Origin of the sequence: Exiguobacterium sp. s163 (assembly GCF_018617135.1) — a bacterium.
Taxonomy (GTDB): Bacteria; Bacillota; Bacilli; order Exiguobacteriales; family Exiguobacteriaceae; genus Exiguobacterium; species Exiguobacterium profundum.
This window is the reverse complement of the sequence record NZ_JACSJN010000001.1, coordinates 251030-269153: the sequence shown is the minus strand read 5'-3', so window position 1 is coordinate 269153 and position 18124 is coordinate 251030. Positions and strand designations below refer to the sequence as shown.

Genomic DNA, 18124 nt, shown 5'->3' with positions numbered 1-18124 from the left:
TGGGGGATTCCTTCACTTACGCAATGCTTTCACTTTCGGTAAGATACTTCGAAGTTCAAGAAATGGCGTTTTATCATGCGTGCTTAAATCGTCTGGATCATACTGCGATAAAAAGTCGATGACTTTTTTCGTGATCGGTGTCGGGGTAGAGGCGCCCGACGTCACAGCGACGGTCTCCACGCCTTCGAGCCAATTCAAGTCAAGTTCACTCAAGTCACCGATCCGATAGGCATTTGTTCCGGCAATCTCTTTTGAAACTTGTGCTAAGCGATTGGAGTTATTTGATTTGGGATCTCCGACGACAATCAATAATTCGCAGTCTCCCGCTTGTTCAGCGACGGCTTCTTGACGAACTTGCGTCGCGTTACAGATTTCATTATGCACTTCCACGTGAGGATAACGGGCTTGAATCGTTTCAATGAGTGCGGAAACGTCCCATTGACTCATCGTCGTCTGGTTCGTCACCAAAATTTTTCGTTCGAACAAGCGACTCGGCAACTGATCGATTTCATGCTCATATTGAATCAAATGAACATGGTCTGGTGCAACCCCAATTGCACCCTCCGGTTCCGGATGCCCGTGTTTTCCGATATAGATGACATCATATCCTTCTGCCGTTTTCTCACGAATCAAATCGTGTGTGACCAAGACGTCAGGACAAGAAGCATCTACAATCGTCAATCCTTTCTCGATGGCACGTTTCCGGACGAGTGGTGAAATGCCGTGTGCCGTGAAGACGACCGTTCCTCGATCGATGGTTTCGAGCGCTTGCATGCGGTCTTCTCCATCAACGGTTTTGACACCGAGATCCTCAAACGCCTGTGTGACGTGACGGTTGTGGACAATCATTCCAAGTATATGAATCGGGCGTGGCAAATCTGGATTTGCGACGGCCTCATTTGCGAGCTTCATGGCATCGACGACACCATAACAATATCCGCGTGGGCTAATTTTTTTAACTTTCATATGAAGACGAAGGCTCCTTTCGAAGTGCTTTCATACGTATTAGTCTAACATTGTTTCGAAAATACGAAAAGATTTGCGTGTATTCATGCTATAATTTTTAGGTTAGAGAGGAGGGACGCCGTGAATCGCATGAAACCATTGCGTGAACTAAGAAAATCGTACTTTTTCCAAATTACGTTCATCATTATCATTATTTTAGCACTTGTCATTTCATCACTTGCCTTCTCTGCTGACCGCGTCACGGTGTCTCGAGCAGAAGAATTGGCGAAAGAGCAATTTGATTACGCCATCGATGACAGTATTGAGAATGTGGAGTCCCGACTTGGGAAATTGTATGAGGATTTAGTTTACTTAGGCGCTTACGTTGGAAATGAGCCATGGATTGAAGAACGAATCCGAACAGGATATTTGAATCAACGCACGAGTTTTACGTCCATCTTTTATTATGATGTCAATCAAGACTCATTTAAATGGTACTCGGAGCGACAAGTCGCCTCTTCTGTTCTGAAACGGGATCCGAAGTTTACGGAAGTATTGACTGCCAGTGGAAAAGAACTATATATGAGTGACCCTGTGATGATCAGTGGGGATTTGGGAACTTTCCTATACGTTCCGGTCATCGAAGAAAATCGACCAATCGGTATTTTTGGGGGAAGCATTAGCGTCTTGAACTCTGACTTGTATCGTCGTTCGTTGGAATCTGCGAATGATGACATGATTCTATACTTGTTAGATGAGCAAGGCGAAGTGTTGACGACTTCGTTCAACTTGGTCACAGATGCCGAGCGTCGGATATCGCGTGAAGTCATCGACGAAGCATTAGATCGAAGCGAACGGACAATTTTGAGTACGGATGAAGATACGGTGATGTTTGAACCGGATGCACGAGTCAGTGGATGGAGCATGCTCGCAAAACATCAAAATGACTCCGTCTATGAAACGGTCTACGACACGCGTTGGCAGTATTTGATGATTGCGCTCGTTACATTCTTCCTGAGCATTCTCGTTGGATTGTTGCTTTCCCGGACGTTAACGAATCCGCTTGTCGAGCTGGTCAATCAAATTAAACAACAACAATCGCTCGGAACGATCTCGTTGGAAAGAACCGGTTCGAAAGAAGTGGAGACGCTACTCGACACGTATAACGATTATGCACAACGGATGGAAACGTCACGACGTGAACAGTTGAGTCAGCAACAGTTGATTTTGCATCAAGAAAAATTAGCCTCACTCGGTCAATTGGCCGCGGGAATTGCCCATGAAATTCGAAATCCTCTAACTCCCGTCCACATCACGTTACAAATGGTGCGCGAGGGTCAAGGTAGCTCAGATATGGTGGATGTCGCCATCAAAGAACTGGAGCGGGCGAATGATTTGATTTCAACGATGTTGACGCTCGCCAAACCAGATCAGGCTGGTAAAAACGAAGATTGGATCAACATGTTAGACTTTGCGAAACGACTTGAATTTTTAATGGATGCCGAATGTTACAAACGACCGACAAAATGGGAATTACTTGTACCGAACGACATGCCTCCATTTTATGCATCCTTTGATATGCTCGTTCAAATCATCTACAACCTCTTCAAAAATGCGGTCGATGCCGTCGAATCAAAAGGGGCTGAAGGTAGTGTCGTCGTGACGGTCCTCTTTACGGAGCAGGAATATCGCTTCTTGATTGAAGATAACGGGATTGGCATGAGTGAGGAACAACTCAAGACAGTTGGTTCCGCCTTCAATACGACGAAGGAAAGTGGGAATGGTCTAGGGATCTATATGATTCAAGAGTACTTGAAGAGCGTTAACGGTGCGATGGAGATTGATAGTGTGATGAACAAGGGGACCGCGATTTTAATCAAAATCCCAAGGAGACAACCGTCATGAAAGGACTAAAACATTATTGGCTTTGGTTACCGGTCGTGTGGGCCATGACGATTCTCCTCATTACCTCGATTCAACTCCCAGAGCAAAAAACGAATGAAAAAGAAGTCGGATTTGTGTTTGTCAGTGATAAACATGAGCATGCGAATAAACTACTGGACTCGTTCGTGCATACAGCAAACCAAAAAGGGTTCATCCCAATTCCGACCACGAGTGAAGACTCGCGTGTCCTTGAAAAAGAAAAATTAGATTCGTTGATTGACCGGGGTGTCGAGGCCATCTTTTTGACGACTCTCGATGACACGTTCATTCAACCTTCATTAGAACGCGCAAAACGAAAAAACATCCCGATTATTGCGATTGACCGTATGATTGATCATCCGAGTGTGCTCACATCTGTCGTATCCGACAATGTCGACATCGGTCGGATGGCGGCCGAACAAATTGCTGCCAAGTATAATGAGCTCGATCGTCCGATTCGCGTGGTCGAAGTGAGGGGAACCCCGAAAGTTCGTTCCACGATGGACCGGAGTCTCGGCATTCGAGAGTACGAGAAGCAACATGGCGACGATTTTCAAATCATCGCATCCATCACCGGGAACTATGACACATTCCAAGCCGAAATCGAGATGTCACGTTGGTTAGAAGAAGAGATTCCGTTTGATGCAGTCTTTTCACATAATGATGATAATACGTTCGGTGTCGTCCGGGCTTTAGAAAGTCACGGTTTGACGGACAAGACGATCGTGTCGGTCGACGGGATTTCAGATATCTATCCGCTCATTCAAAACGGAAAGGTCAATGCCACTGTCGTGCAGTCACCGAACGAGATGATGGAAGTCGGCTTCAAAGCACTCGAACAACATTTAAATGGAAAGAAAATTGCCAAACACTATTATTCATCGAGTTATTTATATGAAGGTGTGGCAAAAGATTGATTGACAAATCATTTGATTCCGCTATGCTAGGAAAAGTGGAAAGAAACAGGAGGTGTATCGATTGAACAGCTTCCAACAGTTCAAATTGCTACCGTTTATGGTTGATGCGTTAACCGAAAAGCGCATTACGAAACCGACCGATATACAAGCCCGAATTATTCCGGCTGCCTTGAATGGTCGAGATATTATTGGAAAATCACAGACAGGAACGGGTAAAACACTTGCGTTCTTGTTACCGATCGTTGAAGCGATCAACCCAGAAGATGCTTCAGTTCAAGCAATCGTCGTCGCACCGACACGCGAACTCGCTTGGCAGATTCATGAAGAATTGAAATCGATTCTTATTAAAAACCCAGATTACATCAAATCGAGTTTGATTGTCGGAGGGACAGACCGCGAACGTCAGATCGATAAGATGAAAAATCCGCCACAGTTGATCATCGGGACACCGGGACGAATCCTTGATCTCATGAAAGCACAGGCGTTATTCCCGCACAAAGTGACACACTTTGTCGTCGATGAAGCCGATCAAATGCTCGATATGGGATTCTTGCCCGAGGTCGACCGCATCGCACAGGCGCTTCCTGAAAAACTACAAACGATGGTCTTCTCAGCGACGATTCCTGAGAACCTTGAACCGTTCTTGAAGAAGTACCTTCATGACCCACGCTTTGCAGAGGCGAGCCCAGAACATCGCGTCGCACCAAAAATCAAGCACCACGTGATTCCAGTACGTCACCGTGACCGTAAAGAATTGACTGTCGAAATTGCGAAAGCAATCAATCCATTCGTTTGTCTCGTGTTCACCAATACGAAACAAGAGGCAGATGAGTTGGAGACGTCGTTCCGCGAAGCAGGTCTAAACGTCGGTACGTTGCATGGTGACATGCAGGCACGTCGCCGCAAACAAGCCATCAAGGACATCAATGATGCGAAATATCAGTATGTGATTGCTACGGATTTAGCGGCTCGCGGTATCGATATTTCAGGAGTCTCTCACGTCATCAACCACGGGATTCCGAAAGACCTTGATTTCTATACGCACCGTGTCGGTCGTACGGGACGTGCGGGCGCATCAGGTGAGGCGTACACACTATATGAGGACCATGAGAATGGACCAATCAACAGACTTGAAGAACGTGGGTTCGAATTCACTCATGTGGACTTGCGCAACGGTTCGATTCAACCGATCAAGACACGTCGTCGTCGCCAAACAGACCGGAAGATGAAGGTCTCACACACGGCTCATAGTCGGATGGCCGGTGAAATCAAGAAGGCGAAGAAGAAAGTGAAGCCTGGCTATAAGAAGAAATTCAAGTATAAGTTGAAAGAGACGGCATCACGTGAGCATATGCAACAGCAACGCTCGGATCGCCGTGCAGCACGTAAGAAAAATAAACGATAATGTTTGGGAGAATCGACTTCTTGGAGTCGGTTCTTCTTTTTGTGTACACTAGAGATAGAAGATGATGAAGGGAAGATGAGGATGTTAAAAATAGGTTCACACGTTTCGGTATCAGGTAAAAAGATGTTGTTAGCAGGGAGTGAAGAGGCTGTCTCTTACGGGGCGAATACGATGATGGTGTATACAGGTGCGCCCCAAAACACACGCCGTAAACCCATTGAAGATTTAAATATTGAGGCAGCACTCAAACATATGGCCGCACATGACATCGAAGAGATTGTTGTTCACGCTCCATATATCATCAATCTCGGGAATACGACGAAACCTGAGACGTTTGAATTGGCCGTCTCTTTCTTAACTCAGGAATTAAAGCGGGCAGAAGCACTCCAAGTGGCTCGCCACGTCGTTCTTCACCCGGGCGCTCATGTCGGAGCGGGAGAAGAAATCGGTCTCGCTCGAATCATCGAAGGATTGAATGAAGTGTTGACTGGCGACGAACAAGTAAAGATTGCGCTTGAGACGATGGCAGGGAAGGGAAGCGAACTTGGTAAGACGTTTGAAGAGCTTGCGACCATCATTGATGGCGTGACGCACAATGATCGACTCTCAGTTTGCTTTGATACGTGTCACGTCCATGATGCAGGATATGACTTAGTCGGTGACTTAGACGGCGTCATTGAACAATTCGATCGCATCGTCGGACTCGACCGTCTCGGAGTGATTCATGTAAATGATTCGAAGAATGTGCGCGGTGCAAAAAAAGACCGTCATGAAAACATTGGCTACGGAGAGATTGGATTTGATACGCTAAATCGTATTATTCATCACGAGGCATTTGCGCATCTACCGAAAATTCTAGAAACGCCATATATCCCGATTAGCGAAAAAACAAAAGTCGCTCCATATAAACAAGAGATTGAAATGTTCCGTGCCAATCAATTTGATGCCGAGTGGCGTGAACGATTCACGCTCGCTCATCAATAAGCGATGAGCGTCCTACAAGTCGATCCAAAGCGATATGATGTCTGGAACGCATTCCCGACTTATTTTCTTGAACAGAGTCCGGTTTATGTAAAGGGGTCCGTGACGACACCGACAGCATTTATCGAAGTGATGGGGCATGGCATCGTGGCGGAAGCAGAGGTGTTACTTGAAGAGACGATTGAGCGACCAGACGATCCGTATTGGCTCGGAGAGAGACAGGGAGGGGTGGCGCTGTATTCCTTAGTCGACCTGTTACAACTTCATTTTCATCATCCGCTCTTGCAAGTGGGAATGTATGAGGGGGATGAACCGTACGAGTCGATTCGAACAAAATGGAATGACGGCTATCATGTACCATCGTCTAAATGGACGAAAGCGTCATATGAGGCGCACTTGTTTCGAGAAAAACTCTTAGCACCAAAGTCTCATGTGACGACTTGTGCGAGCTGTCATGTAAACCTAGCTGAACGATTTGGGAAAGAGGCGTATCACTTGATTGAGTATCACTTGACAGAGGAACGTGGCATCTGGGTTTGTCCGACCTGTCATAAAGCCATTCATACATTAGACTAAATAATAAAAGATGCCCCTTTTTGAGGGCATCTTTTATTAGAATGGCCAGTTCGATACAGCAAATTGATAAACCTTCATTCCGAGGAACACCCCGAAAATCCCAACAACTCCTGGTAATACCGGTGGGGCAGGGAGTGGCAGTTTGAGTGCAGTGAAGATGGCACCACAAATCAAGCCGGCGAGTAATGATAGTAAAATCTCCTGCATAAATAATTCCTCCATCTCTAAATGAAAGCGCTTCATAATAACTGAATCGAATTTATTATACAACGAGTTTTCTTATTTGAGAAGTCTAACATCAGTCATCCGTCATTTTCTCGTTCTCGGCCCGAAGGCGGAGCACTTCTCGTTCCGCCCAATTTGACGGTTCTCGTTCAAATACGCTAGGTATGTTGTTCCATCGACCACCCGTATATTGATGGATGATAATTTGAGATTGAATCTCTTCCTCGTTGGTCTCACGTTTCACGTATACATAGCGGCCGTCAGAACGTTGTCTTCTTGCTTTCACATTATCGACGAGTTGAAGGGCCATCATATCTTTGATGTATGTTTTATGTGATGCGTTCAAGATAGGGAAGAGTATCTCGATCCGTTTTTTCATATTTCGTGTCATCCAGTCCGCAGAGGAACAGTACAAGTCTTCTTTTCCATTTTGGTAAAAATAAAAGATTCGGGAATGTTCGAGATATCGGTCGATGATCGAGATGACTTTGATGTTTTCAGAGACCCCTTTAATTCCCGGTCGTAAGCAACAAATGCCTCGGACAATCAAATCGATTTTCACTCCCGCGGACGAAGCATCATACAATTTTGTGATGATGGCCCGGTCCGTGATCGAGTTCATCTTAGCGACGATGCGACCGTTGCCGTACTTTTCATGCAGTTTGATCTCATCATCGATTTTATTCAAGAAGAAGTCTTTCATGTCGTCAGGCGACGTCTCGAACTGATGCCAAGATGGTCGTTCCCCATAACCGGATAACCAGTTGAAAAAGTTCGTTGCATCTTCAGCGAGTTCTTCATTTGTGGTGAGGAGCCCAATGTCTGTGTACAGCTTGGCGGTTGAATCGTTATAGTTACCGGTTCCGAGATGAATGAACCGTTGCAACACACCACCTTCTAGAATGCGAACGACGAGGGTGATTTTTGAGTGTGTCTTCAGTTCTTTATAGCCGTAGATGACGTGAGCCCCGGCTTTCTCAAGTTGCTTCGCCCATTGAATGTTTTTTTCTTCATCAAAACGTGCTTTTAGTTCGACGAGGACAGTGACTTGTTTTCCGCTCTCGGCTGCATCAGTCAAGGCTTTGATGATGGGAGAGTCCCCTGAGACGCGATAGAGTGTCTGCTTGATTGCCAAGACATTCGGGTCTTTGGCGGCTTGAACGATAAAACGGACGATTGGATCGAATGAATGATACGGGTGATGGAGCAGATAATCCTGTTTAGCGATACTTTGGAATAAATCTTTGCCCGATTCAAGACCTTCTGGGATAAATGGGATCAACGTTTCATTGATCATGTCATCATATTCCATCCCGATCTGATTGTAGATCCCAAACAGGAAGGTCAAGTCGATCGGACCGTCGACAATAAAGATATCCCGGTCATGTAAGTCAAGGACGTCTTGTAGCATGAACAACAGTTCTTTTCGTAACGATCGTTGCTGTACCTCGAGTCGGATGGCAACCCCATATCTTCTCTTCTTCAACTCTTTTTCGATTTGTTTCAAGACGTCACGACTGCCCTCTTCGTGAAACGGCATGTCCGCGTTCCGCGTAATTCGGAATGGCATCGTGGACTCGACGACAAATCCTTTGAAGAGTGAGTCGATGTATTGAATGATCAAATCCTCAAGTAAAATCAAATCGGTATGTTCTTCATCATCGGTAGGTAGTTCCAGATACCGCGGAAGAACGGATGGCACTTGAACGAGGGCGAGTCGTTTTTTTCGTTCGCCATTCGAGGCAATCTCGACAGCAATATTCAGTGACTTAGATAAGAGCATTGGGAACGGACGATAGGCGTCGACTGCAATCGGTGTCAGGACAGGGAATACGTGCGTTCGAAAGTACTCTTTCACGAAATCTTGTTGGGTCTTGTTCAAATGTTTCGTCCGTAAGAAGCGGACGTGCTGATTCGATAACTGTTTTGTGATTTTTTTATATGTCGCATATTGCGTCTCGACGAGTTCTTGCGCTCGCACCGAAATGGATTTGATCTGCTGTTTTGGAGTGAGGCCCGTCTTGTCTTCCGGACGGTTGAACCCGGCGAGGACCTCATCTTTCAATCCACCGACTCGTACCATATAAAATTCATCAAGGTTAGAACTAAAAATCGCCAAAAATTTCAATCGTTCCATCAATGGATTTCGTTCATCCATCGCCTCCTCGAGGACACGCTCGTTAAAGTCGAGCCAGCTGAGTTCACGGTTGTTAAAATGTTCATTCGTATATTCGGGCATGGTTACTCCTCCTCGCTCAAGACAATCTCAATCGATTGAGCAATTGCGCGTTCTAAATGCTTTTTATGGCGAGTGCTTCGCTGCAACTCAAAACGTGCGGAACCATTCGTATCTAGCGTAAGTGTGAGACCGTCCTTTGTACTAGCAACATGGATGTCCGTCACGATCTGACGCTCCGTCAAGTCGAGGGCATCGACGAGTTTTACGATCGAGCCTAGTAGTTCTAAACTCTTCAATAACTTTTGATCAAACCATTTCGGGAAAGCCTCGATATGTTGTTCCAATACTCGTTTTGATTTGAAGGATGTGACGAGGGCAAGAGCGAGTCGATCCTCGTTGTTTAGTCCTTTGAAATCGTTTGTGGTGATCAGATGGAACGTGTGGTCACTCTTATTGTTGTGATCGATATATTCACCGACATAGGCAAGGCGGCAGGCACCTTCAAGAAGACCAGGCTCAAATGGTTTCGGTTTAATCGCTTTCACTTCAATTAATCCGGTATACAACTGTCGGGCCAATCGGATGAGATGTTGATGACGAGTCGGGTTCACGTCGTATTGTTTTTCAAAATGACGAAAACTTTCTTCTTTCACATCGGCAAAACGAACTTTATCATGCTCATGTAAATAGTTTTCATAGAAGAGACCTTCACGGAGTCCATTGTTACTCATCGTGAACTCAGGTACTTTCAAATATTTAGCGAGCTCGCCGATTGCTGTCACGGCAGGCGCGATGATGTCGACCCGGTCTTTTGACAGCCCATCCAAACGTCCGAGTTGTTTGCTCGACATTCCGACGAGTTCATCTATGACGTCCTCCAACTGTTCAGCAGAAATCGTATACTGATGGATTCCTTCAAGCGGGAAGTTCGATATGGTCTGTTCGACCCGGACTAAGTTACGAGCCGTCCCACCGACACCGACAAGTGGGACACCATGTGGTTCGAGCCATTCAATTTCTTTGAATGCCTTCTTTAAGTATGCGGTCAACGCTTTCCGCTCGTCTTTCGTCATCGTCTCATCTTTCATGAATTCTTTCGTTAACGTCACGGCACCGAAAGGGAAACTGTGATAGAAGACGAGTTCGCGATTCTGAAAATATGTGACTTCCATTGATCCCCCACCAATATCGACAGAATATCCATCTTCCACATAGGTAGAGTTGACGATGGCCGAATATCCGTAAAATGCTTCTTCGTAATCGCTCAACAGGCGGATGGTCATCCCAGTAGATTGTTTGACATTCTGCAAAATCTCATCTGAGTTATTTGCGTTTCGAATGGCTGCTGTCGCTACTGGGAGCACATCGGTAACGTGATGATGGTCGTTCAACTCTTTAAAGTGACGTAACGTATCGATGAGTGAAGCGATTCCTTCTTCAGTCATTTCATTCGCATCACTAATATGGCTGGACAATCGCGCGACTTCTTTCACATTTAACCGTTCGAAGTATTGTCCTTCCTCGTTCACTTCGAAGATGACGTTTCGAATCGAGTTGGATCCGATATCAATAACTGCCAGTTTCTTTTCCATAAAACCATTCCCTTCATAATACTAGTGTAATCGACAAGGTTTTGAACGAACATACGATTTACGTGAATTTTACCATTTGGCTAGATGAAACCGGTCTTGCTTGAAGGTATGCGTGATATTCTGTATAATACAAACGCCTAGAAAGTAGAAATGATTACGATTTAACATATGAGAGAAGGGATTAGATGACTACATCTGTCGTCAAATTAAACGAGGTGTCTTATTTCTATGATGGGACACCGGCCTTACAAAACGTATCGATTGATATTCGGCAAGGGGACTTTGTCGCAATCGTCGGAGAAAACGGTTCTGGGAAGTCGACTTTGATTCGAACCATTCTTGGATTACTGAACCCACAGCAAGGGTCGGTCGAATTGTTCGGCCTGCCCATTTCGCAGTTTAAAGATAAGTCTCGTATCAGTTACGTTTCCCAAAAAGCGGCTTCCTTTAACTCGGGATTCCCGGTTACCGTCGAAGAAGTAGTCGCGATGGGTAGATATGGACGTCTCGGTTTATTCAAACGTTTGAAGATGGAAGACCAGGCAGCGATTCAAAATGCGTTACAAACAGTCAATATGTGGCAGTATCGTCATCGGAAAATTGGAGATCTATCCGGAGGACAACAACAGCGCGTCTTTATCGCCCGAGCGATGGTCAACCAACCTGATCTATTGATTCTCGATGAGCCGACCGTCGGTGTGGACCAAAAGCACTTACAAGATTTTTATGAAGTCTTGCATATGCTTCGTGAACATACGACTTGTACGTTCGTCCTCGTCACCCACGATTTAAACGTGGTGACCGACCTCGTCACAAAAGTCGTCCATCTCGACCGCGGACGATTGGCATGTAATTGCGGACTGAGAGAATACAGCGAGCTCGGAGAACTCGCATCGTCCATCAAACCTTATCCTGTTAAAGTACTTGTTCACGAGGGAACGACATGATCACAGATCTTTGGACATATAGTTTTTTACGTTATGCGTTCATTGCAGCACTTGTGATCGGGTTTACCGCTCCGCTCATCGGTTCATTTATCGTGGTGAGACGGATGAGCTTGATTGCCGATGCATTGTCACACATGACGCTTGCCGGAATTTCATTCAGTTTATTTCTCGGACAATATATCGCTCTATTCGCTGATCTCAACCCCCTTTATATGGGAACGCTCATCTCTGTATTGGCGGCGTTAGGGCTCAACTGGCTTCGAGGGAAATATGTGCACTTCCAGGAACTATCCATTCCGATCATGATGTCCGCAGGAATGGGACTCAGTGCCATCTTTATCTCGCTATCGCGAGGATTCTCGGTCGACTTGTCCACACTCTTGTTCGGGTCGATCTCTGCCGTGAGTCAGTCGGACATCACATTGATTGTCAGTGTGGCCGTCTTGACGTTTCTTGTGATCTTAATCTTCTATAAGCAGTTGTTGTTCTTATCGTTTGATGAAGAGCAGGCAAAAGTGTCGGGATTACCGAGTACGATGCTTCATCTGTTATTCATGTTCATCGTAGCGCTTGTGATTGCCGTCAGCATGCGAATTGTCGGAACGCTTCTCGTATCAAGCTTGATTACGTTACCCGTCGCAGCGGCGCTACGCTTTACATCGAGCTTCAAACAGACCATTCTCTGGTCCATCATCTTCGGAGAGGTCGCGACAATTGGTGGGCTCGTCCTTGCGTATGATCTCGATGTCGCTCCAGGCGGTGTCATCGTATTGATTGCGGTCGGTATTTTAGCAGCCGTCATGGCACTTGAGAAAGTCATGAGTTTCAAGAAAAAGGAGGTACAACATGAATGAGACTGAACAATTGAATCGTCTGCGTGCATCTTCTTTAAAAGTGACGCCGAAACGTCTTGAAATGTATGCTTATCTCTCTGAAGAAGATCGATATATCAGTGCGAAGGAAGTACTCGAGTACATGCGAGACAAACATCCGACGATGAGTTTTGACACGGTATATCGCAACTTGAAGTCGTTCGCGGAGGAAGGGTTACTTGAAGCGACGGAACTCGATGGTGAGAAATCCTTTCGAGTCACCTGCAGTGCGGCACATCACCATCATCATTTGATCTGTCGGAGCTGCGGGAAGACGAAACTGCTCGATTTATGTCCGATGCGCTTCGTAGAGGCGCTCGACCCTGAATTTGAAGTGGTCGATCATAAATTTGAGATATATGGGTATTGTAAAGAATGTAAGCAAAAGGGATTGATTTGATTCAATCCCTTTTTTGTATCGAAGGGGGAGGTCAGATGATCTATACAGCTGCTGAAATCAAGCAGATTGATCGCACAGCGATTCAAAATGGGATGCCCGAAGAGGTGTTGATGGAGCGAGCGGCCTCGGCGATTGTGCCTCACATTCGAATTGAATCGCAGGCTACCATTTTGGTGATTTGTGGGACGGGCAACAACGGTGGGGACGGTTGGGTCGTCGCTCGAGAACTTGCTATGAGAGGGCATGAGGTCAGCGTATGGTCACCGTTAGGGAAAAGTAAGTCTGAGGCGGCTGCAATACACGCTTCCTACGCCTCCGCATTTGTTCACCTTGTGGAGCGGCCGATTGAAACAGATGTCATCATTGATGCCCTGTTCGGTGTCGGATTGTCCGGTCCCGTGACTGGTCACGCGCGGGAAGTGATTGAATGGGTGAATCATCAATCGACGCCGGTCATCTCGATTGACGTACCGTCAGGCATACCGAGTGATCACACTCGTGACTTTGATGACATGGCGATTCGGGCGACATATACGTATTCGTTACACGGTTTCAAGCGTTCGACATTCTTAAATCGGACGGCTCCGTTCTATGGCAAAGTGGAACGGGTTGATATCGGACTCCCGCATACATCCGATTGGAAGGTGTTGACCGAAACTGATTTCGATCGATCTCTTTTGGGGCGTGATCAATTCAGCCATAAGACGACATATGGACATGGGATGCTCATCGGAGGGAGTCGTCATTTTCTCGGTGCACCATTCTTGGGTGGTCGTGCTGCAACTCGTTCTGGCATTGGCTTATTGCGTCTATCCATTCCACGCGAAGCGAGCCCGCTCATCTCAACATTACCTGAAGCGATGTATCAGCAACACACCGATGTGGTGGAACAATCGTACGATGCACTGGCCATCGGTCCCGGAATGGTCGAAGGGGAGGCCTTGAATCTCATCTGGCAATACGCGAAACAGCAGCCCTGTCCTGTCATTTTGGATGCTGGGGCATTGTCGACGAAACGACTGGAAACTCGGGGGCCGCTCACGCTTACACCGCATCCAGGTGAATTTTCAAGATTGACCGGTAAATCGGTCGAAGAGATTGAGGCAGACCGCTTCTCCATCGCTTGTGAGTTCGCGAAACGACACCGGGTCCATTTGATTTTGAAAGGCACGTATACGCTCATCGTCACACCTGACGGAACAGGTGCCGTCAATACTGTTGAAGCGTCGGCGTTAGCGAAAGGTGGAAGTGGGGACGTGTTGACTGGCATCCTTCTGGCGCTATGGGCTAGAAAAGAAAAACCTTCGTCACCGAACGAGCAAGCGGTGCTATGGCATGCGCTCGCTGCCAAGTCGATTAGCCAGACGATACACCCCGCAAGTGTACTCGCAAGCGATTTAATCGAAGAGCTCGGACGAATGTAAAAGGCAAGCCCGATTGCGTCGGGCTTGCCTTTTAACGTTGCTGTAGAACGATTTGTTTCTCCAATTGCGCGACATGGTAATGCGCCTCACGCCATGTCGAAATGCGAGTTACGCCCTCTGGTAACGTCTTACGATTATAGGGTGCGTCGAATAGGAGTACGGGAATTGACGTTTCTTCATGAATCGAGATGGCATTCTCATACCGGTCTTCCATAAACAGTTCGAGTGACAAGTCTTTGACGACATTGATTTTATCGTGAGAACCGGTCATGACCAACGAATCGAGTGGCAAGCGATGCTGTTTGATCCATTCTTCCGTAACCGGTCGAACCGCCTCACTTCGGGCCGTGACGTAGTGCAGGTGATGCTGCTGCTTTAATTCCCATAACACATCCAACACATCAGAGTGCGGAAGAGAACGACGGTAAATCGCTTCTTCATGCCCCTCTTCAATCATAAACTTCCAAAATTCATGTTGTTCCATCGTCGTATACGTGTGTAACTCGTACTCGGTCGCACGATGATAGTCAATTGAATAGCCGAGTGATTCATTCATATATAGAAAACAACTTTTAGGATCTGTAACGGTTCCATCCAAATCAATGCCGATTCGCATCTCATCACTCCTCCTCACATGCCCTCTATTCTATCAAAAACCCGTACGGTTGCAACCGTACGGGCATGAGATTCATTAATTTGATTGGTTTGCGAGCTCTTGTTCTTCGCGCTCACGTTCCGCCATTTTTTCAGCGGCGATCGCATCGATTTCTTTTTTCAATTCTTCGACCATCGTCGCCTCAGGCACTTTGCGGATAATCTTTCCGTGACGGAAGAGAAGTCCTTCGTTACGTGCGCCTGCGATTCCGATGTCTGCTTCACGAGCCTCACCTGGTCCGTTTACCGCACATCCGAGAACAGCGACTTTAATGTTGACGTTGATGTTTTGAATGTATTCTTCTACCTCTTTTGCAATCGAAATCAAATCAATTTCAATTCGTCCACATGTCGGACAAGAGATCAAAGTCGCGGCATTTGCCGCAAGTCCGAATGACTTGAGCACTTCTTTCGCAACTTTTACTTCTTCCACCGGGTCATCTGAAAGTGAAACTCGAACCGTTGAACCGATTCCAAGAGACAGAATCGCACCGAGTCCAGCAGCCGATTTGAGTGAACCGGAGAAGAGTGGACCTGACTCTGTGATTCCGACGTGAAGTGGGTAATCGAACGTCTTCGCAGCGAGTGTGTATGCTTCAAGAGCAAGGTTTACGTCTGAAGCTTTGAGCGAGATGATCGTGTTGTAGAAGCCGAGGTCCTCGAGAATCTTCACGTGGTGCATCGCGCTCTCGACCATACCTTGCGCGGTCGGATATCCATACTTTTCAAGGAATTGTTTTTCTAATGAACCGGCATTGACCCCGATTCGAATTGGAATCCCTTTTGCTTTCGCCGCGTTGACGACGGCCTCTACTTTCTCACGGCGGCCGATGTTACCCGGGTTGATCCGGATTTTATCGACGCCACTTTCGATGGCTTTTAAAGCAAGCTTGTAGTCGAAATGAATGTCGACGACGAGCGGGATGTTGATGCGGCTCTTAATTTCTGCAAGTGCGTCAGCTGCACGTTCGTCTGGACAAGCCACGCGAACGACTTGGCAACCAGCTTCCTCAAGACGTTTGATCTCGGCGACTGTCGCCTCGACGTCATGCGTTTTCGTAGTGGTCATAGATTGAATAATGACTTCGTTCGATCCTCCGATAATCAAGTTACCGACGCGGACCGGACGTGTTAATGAACGATGCAAAATTTCTGACATATACGTAATCTCCTTCTTTTGGAAAGAATCCAATCGATTTAAGATGATAGGGTTTCTTCATTATCATAACGAAAAGAATGTGAAAAAGCATCTAGGATGCGTGACGGATGTGTGCTCTTTACAAACTCTAACGCTATCTTAACATCTACTTCATAATTTTCCACCGTCTCAAGACCGATATATAGGCGAGATTAGAAAAAGAGGTGGCATCTGTGAAGTGGAACTTTAAACAAAATCCAGTCAAGAGGAAGAGACCGTTGCACGAGGCACGTCAGTATCCTAAATTGGCCAACCGACTCCAGTGGACGCTCATGCCAATTGTCTTACTCGTCTTCGCGCTCACATTCGGGTGGTTCGCAATCAAATCTGAGCAACTCTTGGCATCAGAAATCGAGCAACGGCTCATGCGAGAAGTCACTGTCATGCGAGAATCGATTAAAACGTCATATAGTGCCTACGTTGCGAATGAGAAACAGTTGGCACGCTCGCTGAAGTCAGCCTATATGCAACAGGCTTCAATCTTATCGGGGGATGAGTTTGATGCGGCACAATTTTTAGTGCGTGATCAAGCAATTGAACAGCTGACTGGGAAGGAAAGCATAGCGACAGAGAAATTGATCGGCAAGTTGTCGAACAGTTCTGAAGCGGAAGTGAAAGAAACTGAAACGTTATTAGTGGCTTCTGTCCCGATACCTGAACTAAAAGCGGATTACGTCCTTGTCGTTACGAAAGAATCAGTTTTGGGTCCGATGAGTTCGCTACGCCAACATATCGCCTTCATCGTATTGATTGCGATGGTTGGCGTGATGGTCCTCTTCACACGGTTGATTCACCGTGAAGTGAAACCACTCAGTGTGTTGGCTGATTCGTTACGAAGTGCCGTGGCATCACGCCGATTCGATGATGTCACACTTGGATCGAAGTCAAAAGAGATTCATATGTTAGAAACAGAGTTCAACGCGTTCATCACGCTTTGGAATCAATCGATGTCCATGATGGGAAAAACGGCAACGGCGTTCAATCAAAGCTTACCTGTCTTTAAACAAGAATTACGTAACAGTCACGAACAGGTGGAGCAGTTTCGGGAAGTGGCGGCTACGGTTGAATCGACGAGCTATTCATATCAATCGGTGACAAACGGCTCTACATCTAAAATGAAAGATGTGACGCGACAAATCGAAGCGCTTGAACAGCAAATCACGAGTGTGGACGAGCGAGGGAATCAATTGAAGTCTATTTTACATGAAGAACTTGAGACGTTCTCTTCTGTAAGAGACGTGAGTGATTACGTCGAGAAACAAGTGGAGTCGATTCAGAGACGACTTCTTGAGAGTGAGACGAATTCTTCGAAGGCAGATGTTGCGCTGAAAAGTATCTTATCCGTATCGGCGGCAACAAAGATGTTATCGTTAAACGCATCGATTGAAGCGGCACGAGCAGGAGAGCACGGCAAAGGATTTGCTGTCGTTGCCAGTGAAGTTGGGAATTTGGCGAAGATGACAAACGAATCGACGCTTTTAGCGGTCAGTGCCATCGAAGCATTAAACACAGAACGAACGGACCTGCTATCTGAAGTTAATGACTTCATTAAAGAAGTTCACCATTTAAAAGATGCCGTTAGTCGTGTCGAGTCAGGAATTGAAACCATCGATCGTGAGATAAAAGTACAGCTTGACGAATTTCAAGCGATTACGGTCCATACATCGAGTACGGGCCAGCAGCTGGTTCATTTAATGGAATCGAATGAACAATTGCGCGAAATCAGTTCATTGCTTGAACGAAAATTGATTGAATTGAATACAGGTGTCGATCGCTGGTCAGATGTTCAGCTTGCCCTTCAAGACGCGGGAACGAATCTTGGAGACCAAAGTGAAGCATTGAATCAGACGCTAAAGGAACTGTCACCAACATAAAACAACGTCGGG

At 46.4% G+C, this 18124-nt stretch carries 16 protein-coding genes; 10 read left to right on the top strand and 6 right to left on the bottom strand.

The window, feature by feature from the left end:
* Positions 1-12: 12 nt before the first annotated feature.
* Positions 13-966, bottom strand: coding sequence for a 4-hydroxy-3-methylbut-2-enyl diphosphate reductase (locus KNO71_RS01440; protein WP_012726636.1), 954 nt, complete (start codon positions 964-966; stop codon positions 13-15).
* A 129-nt stretch (positions 967-1095) separates the two neighbouring features.
* Here KNO71_RS01440 and KNO71_RS01435 point away from each other — a divergent pair, with 129 nt between their 5' ends.
* The 5 genes from KNO71_RS01435 to KNO71_RS01415 all read left to right on the top strand — a co-directional run bounded on the left by KNO71_RS01435 (position 1096) and on the right by KNO71_RS01415 (position 6747).
* Positions 1096-2850 (top strand): sensor histidine kinase, encoded by a 1755-nt coding sequence (locus KNO71_RS01435; protein WP_251031939.1) that lies wholly within the window; start codon positions 1096-1098, stop codon positions 2848-2850.
* On the top strand, positions 2847-3785 hold the full coding sequence (locus KNO71_RS01430; RefSeq protein WP_211782641.1) for a sugar ABC transporter substrate-binding protein: 939 nt from the start codon (positions 2847-2849) through the stop codon (positions 3783-3785). Before KNO71_RS01435 ends, KNO71_RS01430 begins: the two co-directional genes overlap by 4 nt.
* A 61-nt stretch (positions 3786-3846) precedes the next feature.
* Positions 3847-5190 carry a DEAD/DEAH box helicase gene (locus tag KNO71_RS01425; protein ID WP_012726633.1) on the top strand — a complete coding sequence of 448 codons (1344 nt, stop codon included), beginning with the start codon at positions 3847-3849 and terminating at the stop codon, positions 5188-5190.
* 81 nt (positions 5191-5271) lie between these two features.
* Positions 5272-6174 (top strand): deoxyribonuclease IV, encoded by a 903-nt coding sequence (locus KNO71_RS01420; RefSeq protein ID WP_214684011.1) that lies wholly within the window; start codon positions 5272-5274, stop codon positions 6172-6174.
* Positions 6175-6177: 3 nt separating this feature from the next.
* Positions 6178-6747, top strand: a complete 570-nt coding sequence (locus KNO71_RS01415; RefSeq protein ID WP_214686972.1) for a hypothetical protein — start codon at positions 6178-6180, stop codon at positions 6745-6747.
* Positions 6748-6783: 36 nt separating this feature from the next.
* On the opposite strand, the gene KNO71_RS01410 is transcribed toward KNO71_RS01415, so the two are convergent.
* The 3 genes from KNO71_RS01410 to KNO71_RS01400 all read right to left on the bottom strand — a co-directional run bounded on the left by KNO71_RS01410 (position 6784) and on the right by KNO71_RS01400 (position 10743).
* Positions 6784-6954, bottom strand: a complete 171-nt coding sequence (locus KNO71_RS01410) for a DUF1427 family protein (RefSeq protein WP_214686970.1) — start codon at positions 6952-6954, stop codon at positions 6784-6786.
* 91 nt (positions 6955-7045) lie between these two features.
* On the bottom strand, positions 7046-9211 hold the full coding sequence (locus KNO71_RS01405; RefSeq protein WP_214686968.1) for an RNA degradosome polyphosphate kinase: 2166 nt from the start codon (positions 9209-9211) through the stop codon (positions 7046-7048).
* 2 nt (positions 9212-9213) lie between these two features.
* Positions 9214-10743, bottom strand: coding sequence for a Ppx/GppA family phosphatase (locus KNO71_RS01400; RefSeq protein ID WP_214686966.1), 1530 nt, complete (start codon positions 10741-10743; stop codon positions 9214-9216).
* Between the two features lie 185 nt (positions 10744-10928).
* On the opposite strand from KNO71_RS01400, the gene KNO71_RS01395 reads away from it, so the two are divergent.
* Genes KNO71_RS01395 through KNO71_RS01380 form a run of 4 tightly spaced genes read left to right on the top strand, consistent with a single transcriptional unit; the run spans position 10929 to position 14386 of the window.
* Entirely contained in the window at positions 10929-11690 is a 762-nt protein-coding gene (locus KNO71_RS01395) for a metal ABC transporter ATP-binding protein (RefSeq protein WP_214686963.1), read from the top strand.
* A complete protein-coding gene (locus KNO71_RS01390) occupies positions 11687-12544 on the top strand; it encodes a metal ABC transporter permease (protein WP_214686962.1) in 858 nt (285 codons plus the stop codon). Before KNO71_RS01395 ends, KNO71_RS01390 begins: the two co-directional genes overlap by 4 nt.
* The gene (locus KNO71_RS01385) at positions 12537-12962 is read left to right on the top strand and encodes a Fur family transcriptional regulator (RefSeq protein WP_012726625.1); all 426 of its coding nucleotides are present in this window, start codon (positions 12537-12539) and stop codon (positions 12960-12962) included. The genes KNO71_RS01390 and KNO71_RS01385 overlap by 8 nt, the downstream gene beginning before the upstream one ends.
* Positions 12963-12997: 35 nt before the next feature.
* A complete protein-coding gene (locus KNO71_RS01380) occupies positions 12998-14386 on the top strand; it encodes an NAD(P)H-hydrate dehydratase (RefSeq protein ID WP_214686961.1) in 1389 nt (462 codons plus the stop codon).
* A gap of 31 nt (positions 14387-14417) precedes the next feature.
* Here the strand turns inward: KNO71_RS01380 and KNO71_RS01375 are convergent, their stop codons facing one another.
* Positions 14418-15002, bottom strand: a complete 585-nt coding sequence (locus KNO71_RS01375; RefSeq protein ID WP_078147136.1) for a hypothetical protein — start codon at positions 15000-15002, stop codon at positions 14418-14420.
* Between the two features lie 75 nt (positions 15003-15077).
* Positions 15078-16199: a flavodoxin-dependent (E)-4-hydroxy-3-methylbut-2-enyl-diphosphate synthase gene (gene ispG, locus KNO71_RS01370; protein WP_012726622.1), complete on the bottom strand. Its 1122-nt coding sequence runs from the start codon at positions 16197-16199 to the stop codon at positions 15078-15080.
* Positions 16200-16411: 212 nt separating this feature from the next.
* On the opposite strand from ispG, the gene KNO71_RS01365 reads away from it, so the two are divergent.
* Positions 16412-18112, top strand: coding sequence for a methyl-accepting chemotaxis protein (locus KNO71_RS01365; RefSeq protein WP_214684019.1), 1701 nt, complete (start codon positions 16412-16414; stop codon positions 18110-18112).
* The last annotated feature ends 12 nt before the right edge of the window (positions 18113-18124 follow it).

Bases quoted from the DNA above. Each gene is read 5' to 3' on its own strand.
- KNO71_RS01415 (WP_214686972.1), top strand. From the start codon at position 6,178: ATGAGCGTCCTACAAGTCGATCCAAAGCGATATGATGTCTGGAACGCA.
- KNO71_RS01440 (WP_012726636.1), bottom strand. From the start codon at position 966: ATGAAAGTTAAAAAAATTAGCCCACGCGGATATTGTTATGGTGTCGTC.
- KNO71_RS01420 (WP_214684011.1), top strand. From the start codon at position 5,272: ATGTTAAAAATAGGTTCACACGTTTCGGTATCAGGTAAAAAGATGTTG.
- ispG (WP_012726622.1), bottom strand. From the start codon at position 16,199: ATGTCAGAAATTTTGCATCGTTCATTAACACGTCCGGTCCGCGTCGGT.
- KNO71_RS01410 (WP_214686970.1), bottom strand. From the start codon at position 6,954: ATGCAGGAGATTTTACTATCATTACTCGCCGGCTTGATTTGTGGTGCC.
- KNO71_RS01380 (WP_214686961.1), top strand. From the start codon at position 12,998: ATGATCTATACAGCTGCTGAAATCAAGCAGATTGATCGCACAGCGATT.
- KNO71_RS01400 (WP_214686966.1), bottom strand. From the start codon at position 10,743: ATGGAAAAGAAACTGGCAGTTATTGATATCGGATCCAACTCGATTCGA.
- KNO71_RS01395 (WP_214686963.1), top strand. From the start codon at position 10,929: ATGACTACATCTGTCGTCAAATTAAACGAGGTGTCTTATTTCTATGAT.
- KNO71_RS01390 (WP_214686962.1), top strand. From the start codon at position 11,687: ATGATCACAGATCTTTGGACATATAGTTTTTTACGTTATGCGTTCATT.
- KNO71_RS01430 (WP_211782641.1), top strand. From the start codon at position 2,847: ATGAAAGGACTAAAACATTATTGGCTTTGGTTACCGGTCGTGTGGGCC.
- KNO71_RS01385 (WP_012726625.1), top strand. From the start codon at position 12,537: ATGAATGAGACTGAACAATTGAATCGTCTGCGTGCATCTTCTTTAAAA.
- KNO71_RS01435 (WP_251031939.1), top strand. From the start codon at position 1,096: ATGAAACCATTGCGTGAACTAAGAAAATCGTACTTTTTCCAAATTACG.
- KNO71_RS01405 (WP_214686968.1), bottom strand. From the start codon at position 9,211: ATGCCCGAATATACGAATGAACATTTTAACAACCGTGAACTCAGCTGG.
- KNO71_RS01375 (WP_078147136.1), bottom strand. From the start codon at position 15,002: ATGCGAATCGGCATTGATTTGGATGGAACCGTTACAGATCCTAAAAGT.